This window comes from Acinetobacter higginsii, assembly GCF_000369525.1.
GTDB lineage: Bacteria > Pseudomonadota > Gammaproteobacteria > Pseudomonadales > Moraxellaceae > Acinetobacter > Acinetobacter higginsii.
This window is the reverse complement of record NZ_KB850058.1, coordinates 2,110-7,708: the sequence shown is the minus strand read 5'-3', so window position 1 is coordinate 7,708 and position 5,599 is coordinate 2,110. Positions and strand designations below refer to the sequence as shown.

The window sequence follows — 5,599 nt, the reverse complement described above, 5'->3', positions numbered from 1 at the left end:
CGGGGGCAATGATAGCAGTTAGGCCCTTTTCTATCCACCCTAACCGCAGTACTGAAGTAAAAGTAAGAATGATCATAGATAATTTTAGAATTGATTTATGTCCATTTAACATAATGGTGGTTATACGAAATTGACAATATGTACAGGATTCTGTACATTTAGGATTGTAAAGTTTCAATCACTACCGCCTAGGTAGTCTAGCTAGCAGCGTTTTGACGCAGCTTACCCTATGAGGGATAGATATATGCATGTATTTACATATACGGACGCACGTAACAATTTAAAATCTGTTTTAGATAAAGTAATTGATGATGTAGACGTTGCTTTTATTACAAGAAAAGAAGGTGGCCATGCTGTAGTAATGGGACAAGATCATTACGATAGCTTAATGGAAACGTTATATCTCCTTTCATCTCCAAATAATGCAAGTCGTTTAAATGAATCAATTGCTCAATTACGTGCAGGGAAAACAAAACACAGAGAGTTGATTGAGGATGACGAATCGTAACGTCGAATGGACTGATAATGCCTGGGATGAATATATCTATTGGCAGACACAGGATAAAAAGATACTTAAGCGTATTAATACCTTAATCAAAGAATGTCAGCGAACACCTTTTGAAGGAACAGGAAAACCAGAACCTTTAAAAGCTAATCTTTCAGGATTTTGGAGTCGTAGGATTGATGAAAAGCATAGATTAGTTTATGAAGTGACAGATGAACGAATCTCTATAATTCAATGTCGATTCCATTACTAACAAGATCCCCTATTTTTAGGGGATTGTTTTTTTATTTAATACAAAATCTCATATGCGAAATTTAGGTGTTATTCCATATAACGCCATTAAAAAGATCTTTATCTTTCTGCCTATTTTCTTCAGTCTTACTTTCCGTGCTTAAAAACTTTTCAAAATCGGTTAGTTGACCCTTAAAAGATTCATCATTTTTCAGTTTGTTTAGAACCCAAGCCCCCAGTAGAATTTTACGTCTAGTATCATCTTTTCTTTGTCGATCAGAATTTTTCTTTTTTTCACGAGCAGCAATAGCTTGTTTTTGTGCTTTTAGTTGTCTTAATCGTTCTTCTTGCTTTGCAATTTTTTGCTCTAAAGTTTCAACACTCATACCATCACCATCTCAAGGAATCCCCCTCAAGCATAGGTCTGTTTGAATTGAAATTCAAGACAGCCCATGCTATCGTGGTTTTCCCGAAGGGCGCACTTAGCCATTGGATTTCATCCAATGGTGCGACAAGGGGTAAATCCCCTTTGTAATCCCCTGACCAACATATACATGTTGGTAATTTCGATAAATCGAAATAAAGAGCAAAAGCAAAATGGCGATATATCATTTTTCAGTTAAAACGATTAGTAGAGGTAATGGACGATCGGCCGTTGCTTGTGCTGCATATCGTTCAAGTGAAAAATTGGTATGCGATTTTTATGGAAAAGAACAAGACTACACAAGAAAAACTGGTGTCGAATTTACAAAAATCTATGCACCTGAAAATACAAATACTGAGTTACTCAAGCGCCAAACACTTTGGAATGAAGTCGAAAAGGTTGAACGTAGAAAAGATGCATTACTTGCAAGAGAGTTTGAGATTGCATTTCCCAGTGAGTTAAACGCTGAACAGCGTGAAAATATGCTCAATGAACTTTGCCGAAACCTCGTTAAAAAATACGGTGTCATCGTTGATGCTGCTATTCATGCACCTCATACAGACAGTGGAAGTGATGAACGCAACTACCATGCACACATCATGTTCACAACCCGAAGTATTAATGAGCAGGGTGGCTTTTCAGCAAAAAAATATAGGGACTTCAGTCGTGACAATGGCACAGAAACTGTAAGCCACTGGAGAGAATCATTTGCAGAATTATGCAATCACCACCTGAAACAAAATGGATTTGATGAACGTGTCGATCACAGAAGTTATGAAGACCAGGAAAGTGACCTAGAAGCAACTCAGCACGAAGGTCCTCAAGCGACATACCTCCGGAGACGAGGAATATTTACAGAAATTAGTCTGAAAAATGATGAAATTAAGCTACGTAATTTAAAAATCAAAAAGGTCATCGCACTGGATGAAAACATCAAAGTATCTGAGGATCTTGTTCAAAAAGTACGAAGTGAGCTTCAGTTTCAATACTCTCAAGCTGAGTATTTAGAAAAAACTTCTCAGAAACTTTCTGAATTTCAAAATGAAGAATTATCAAAATTAACAACAAAATTAAACACGATGAGTTCTGCAATATCAGAACTACGCAAAAAAGAGCCTTTATTTTTTAAAACAAAATGGATCAATCAAATAAATGACCTGATCGACCAACACAACACCCAACTAGACATCCAAAAGCATATTTCTGGTCTTAGTGAAATAGAAAAAAAAGAGAGATATTCTGATCATTTAAATAAATGGACAGAAGAAAATCAGCTGCTCCAGCCTAAAAAGTCTTTTGCAAAATTTGACGAACCGAACATCACTGTTAAACAACGAAAACTTAATGATCAAATTTCAAATATAGATCATCAAATTTCTGAAATATCACGCAGAGAAACTGAGTATCAAGAGTATGTACGCGATCAAAGACTGGAGATCATAAATAGTTATATATTTGAAGAAGATAACTATGGAAATAAATACTTTAGTCCTCAAAATGGTGAAAAACAAAAGCGACTATATGCAGAAGAAATGGAAGATCTAAAAATCCAAGAATTGCATACGGCTTTTACAAAAAAAATTGAGACCGAAGCGCAGCAAGAGTTTTCCCAAAAAAGAGCAATACAGCTCGAAAACGACCGAAAAGATCGTGAATCTAGAGAACAGCAGTTACGTAAAGAACGAGAGCAACAAGAACAACGCTATGCACAAGAACGAGAGCAACAAGAACATTTGGCATTTTTAAGACGCCAAGAACAAGAAAAACAGCAGAGAAATGAGCCTAAAAAGCCAGAAAATGACAATAACCATGACTACACGCCTTAGCAATCCCATTTAAGCGCAAAAAAACGGGGGTTTTAGCGACTTTTGATAGAAATACAGTAAAACTATAGTTGATAAAAATAAAATCGCTTAAAACGCAAATGAGAGCCTTTTAGCGAGTGTCTACGAGTGACACAACGAAAGGTTGCTTATTCCCCCTCTGAAAAACCGTTTTTTATTGAATTACTGGGGACAGTGATTAGCGAGTGTCTACGAGCGAAGTATTGATGCTTTTGCTCGTCAAAAAGCATGAGCATAGCGAATGCATTATTCATGTTTTGCTTTTTGAATCCTTGATCATATATGCAAAAAACTGCCCCCACGAAGCGAGTGAAACGAGCTTCAATAGAGTACGAGCTTTAGCGAGTACCAAGGGCAGTTTTAATAACTCACTTTGGAAATAAATTCCCTTTTATTCTTTTAAAAAGCTTTTAAAAGCTTTTAGACCCTCTGAAAACCTTATGCAGCAATAGTTTCAAGCGTTAAAAGGGTACAAATAGCATGATAAAGGGTACAAATAGCATGATTTTATCGTTTAAAAGGGTACAAATAGCATGATTAAAGGGTACAAATAGCATGATAAAGGGTACAAATAAATTATTGTACCCTTATGTTTATTGGTGTACATTGTTTTCTCATAAGGGTACAAAAATCATGTTCATTTTTTATAAGGTTTGATATCTGAATGAATAAAGAAAATAGTTATGATAAATCTTATCCAGTAACAACAATGGCTATTCAAAACAAAGTTACTGAATGCTTTAAAAGCATGTCTGTAGATGAAAAAAGAATTTTAATTATGGCTTCTCCGATTGCTAGAAATGTCGATGCAAGTGAACAAGATCAAATCTTAATATCTGCTCAACAATTTGCTGATGACTGTGGTATCAAAGTCAATTCTGCTTATAAACAAATTGAAAATGCGTCAAAAAAACTAGTAGATCGGTCCTTTTCATACGTTAATGATAGGGGGAAAAAGGTCTACTCTAACTGGGTAATTGATGCTACTTATGAAGATGCAGGGATATCTTTAAGGTTTACATCTATTGTTTTGGTGATGTTGAAAATTTTAGATAAATACAATCCATACACTCGTTATAAAAAAGATGTAGTTCTAAAATTAAAAAAAGACTACTCAATAGACTTTTACCATTTAGCGAAAAAAAATCAGGCAAAAAATGGCTTTGAATTAACGCTAGATGAAATGTTTACAGAGTTTGGTTTACCAGAATCTTATAGAGATTTGAGGAACTTAAAACGAAGAGTTTTGAAGAGCTCATTAGATGAAATTAATGAATTTACCGATGTAACAGTTGACTATAGTCCAGTTAAAAAAGGACGTTCTGTTGTCGGCTTTAAGTTCACTGTGAAAGAAAAATCTAAGCCAAAATTAATAGCTCCTGAGCGAGATCCAAAAACAATAGATATGTTCTGCAACCTGTCTGATGCTCAAATTAACAAGTACAGTGCTATTTTATCTAAACTTTCTGAGCTATCAGACCTAAGTAACTTCCAGGACTATCCTAGTTTTGCCCTTTGGATTAGTGGCATCTTACGAGATCCGAAAAGTGTAAGAGAGGAAACAGCAAAGCGGATTTTTAAAGCTCTTCATAGCAAGACGGATTTTAAACCATGAAAACTAGAGCTGAATTAGATGCAATGAGCCATCAAGAACTCAAAGACTATGAGCAAATTTTACTTGCTCTGTGGACACCAAGAATGGCTATTGAAAGTGACATTGAAAGGTTAAGCACTAATCGCAACGAATTATTAGAAATTTTTAATCAATTAAAAAATCCTGATGCTCCTGAAAATGAGCGTTTAAAAAATTCTATTTTATCGCTCAAATATAAGATTGAAGATTTAGAAGATAAATTGGATGATCTTATTCAAGATAATCGCTTAAATCGTGCAGATTGAATTATTCAGTTTATTTAATTAAAACCGTGAAACATTGATCAAAGAATAGGCGTGGAACGTGAAAAATCATAAAAAAAGCCGACCAGAGGGTATGTGGGCTAAAATCATGTAACTACAGCATTGATTTCTATAGATAATTATAACACATTTCGTATAAGGCGTATTATGTTAATTTTAGAAATTCTAAAAAAGGGATAGTTTTTAACTATCCCTTTATCTTGTAAAAATTATCTTAGTAATAATACTGGTTTTGTAGAACTTGATAACAATTTGGTCGTCGTACTACCAATAAAAAACTGGCGTATCTTTGAATGACCATATGCACCAATCACAATCATATCAATAACGTTTTTTTCTTGATAATCCAATATAGATTTCTCAACATCACCTTCAAGCACACTATCAATGACATCAAAACCATTATTTGCAAGTAGCTCTTTTGCCCAAGTGACTTGTGATGTCATATCACTATTTGGCTTACCAACATATACCACATGAGCTGTCAGGGTTTTTAATAAAGGGCTATTTGCAATTTTGTCTACACAAATACGTGCAGTAGGACTTCCATCAAAAGCAATTAAAAATGACTGAGGTGGACTAAACGGTGAGGATGTGATTAACACGGGTTTATGAAGAGCACGAACAACATTTTCAATATGGGTTCCAACTTTACTGGAATTGTGCTCGGTTTCAGTT

Annotated in this window: 7 protein-coding genes; 5 read left to right on the top strand and 2 right to left on the bottom strand. The window is 34.9% G+C overall.

The window, feature by feature from the left end; translation table 11 throughout:
• Positions 1–244: 244 nt before the first annotated feature.
• Both F902_RS00060 and F902_RS00055 read left to right on the top strand, forming a co-directional pair.
• Positions 245–508 (top strand): type II toxin-antitoxin system Phd/YefM family antitoxin, encoded by a 264-nt coding sequence (locus F902_RS00060; RefSeq protein WP_000557944.1) that lies wholly within the window; start codon positions 245–247, stop codon positions 506–508.
• The gene (locus tag F902_RS00055) at positions 495–758 is read left to right on the top strand and encodes a Txe/YoeB family addiction module toxin (protein WP_000184943.1); all 264 of its coding nucleotides are present in this window, start codon (positions 495–497) and stop codon (positions 756–758) included. The genes F902_RS00060 and F902_RS00055 overlap by 14 nt, the downstream gene beginning before the upstream one ends.
• Before the next feature lie 61 nt (positions 759–819).
• Here the strand turns inward: F902_RS00055 and F902_RS00050 are convergent, their stop codons facing one another.
• Positions 820–1,122 carry a hypothetical protein gene (locus F902_RS00050; RefSeq protein WP_000110201.1) on the bottom strand — a complete coding sequence of 101 codons (303 nt, stop codon included), beginning with the start codon at positions 1,120–1,122 and terminating at the stop codon, positions 820–822.
• Between the two features lie 211 nt (positions 1,123–1,333).
• Here F902_RS00050 and mobQ point away from each other — a divergent pair, with 211 nt between their 5' ends.
• The 3 genes from mobQ to F902_RS00035 all read left to right on the top strand — a co-directional run bounded on the left by mobQ (position 1,334) and on the right by F902_RS00035 (position 4,903).
• Positions 1,334–2,986, top strand: coding sequence for a MobQ family relaxase (mobQ, locus tag F902_RS00045; RefSeq protein WP_005199240.1), 1,653 nt, complete (start codon positions 1,334–1,336; stop codon positions 2,984–2,986).
• Positions 2,987–3,668: 682 nt separating this feature from the next.
• The gene (locus F902_RS00040; RefSeq protein WP_001031297.1) at positions 3,669–4,619 is read left to right on the top strand and encodes a replication initiation protein; all 951 of its coding nucleotides are present in this window, start codon (positions 3,669–3,671) and stop codon (positions 4,617–4,619) included.
• Positions 4,616–4,903, top strand: a complete 288-nt coding sequence (locus F902_RS00035) for a hypothetical protein (protein ID WP_000857160.1) — start codon at positions 4,616–4,618, stop codon at positions 4,901–4,903. Before F902_RS00040 ends, F902_RS00035 begins: the two co-directional genes overlap by 4 nt.
• A 227-nt stretch (positions 4,904–5,130) precedes the next feature.
• On the opposite strand, the gene F902_RS22830 is transcribed toward F902_RS00035, so the two are convergent.
• A partial coding sequence (locus F902_RS22830) for a universal stress protein (RefSeq protein ID WP_005199237.1) occupies positions 5,131–5,599 on the bottom strand: 469 nt, incomplete at its 5' end.

Excerpts from the sequence above, each read along its gene's own strand:
- F902_RS00060 (WP_000557944.1), top strand. The coding sequence starts at position 245 with ATGCATGTATTTACATATACGGACGCACGTAACAATTTAAAATCTGTT.
- F902_RS00055 (WP_000184943.1), top strand. The coding sequence starts at position 495 with ATGACGAATCGTAACGTCGAATGGACTGATAATGCCTGGGATGAATAT.
- F902_RS00050 (WP_000110201.1), bottom strand. The coding sequence starts at position 1,122 with ATGAGTGTTGAAACTTTAGAGCAAAAAATTGCAAAGCAAGAAGAACGA.
- mobQ (WP_005199240.1), top strand. The coding sequence starts at position 1,334 with ATGGCGATATATCATTTTTCAGTTAAAACGATTAGTAGAGGTAATGGA.
- F902_RS00040 (WP_001031297.1), top strand. The coding sequence starts at position 3,669 with ATGAATAAAGAAAATAGTTATGATAAATCTTATCCAGTAACAACAATG.
- F902_RS00035 (WP_000857160.1), top strand. The coding sequence starts at position 4,616 with ATGAAAACTAGAGCTGAATTAGATGCAATGAGCCATCAAGAACTCAAA.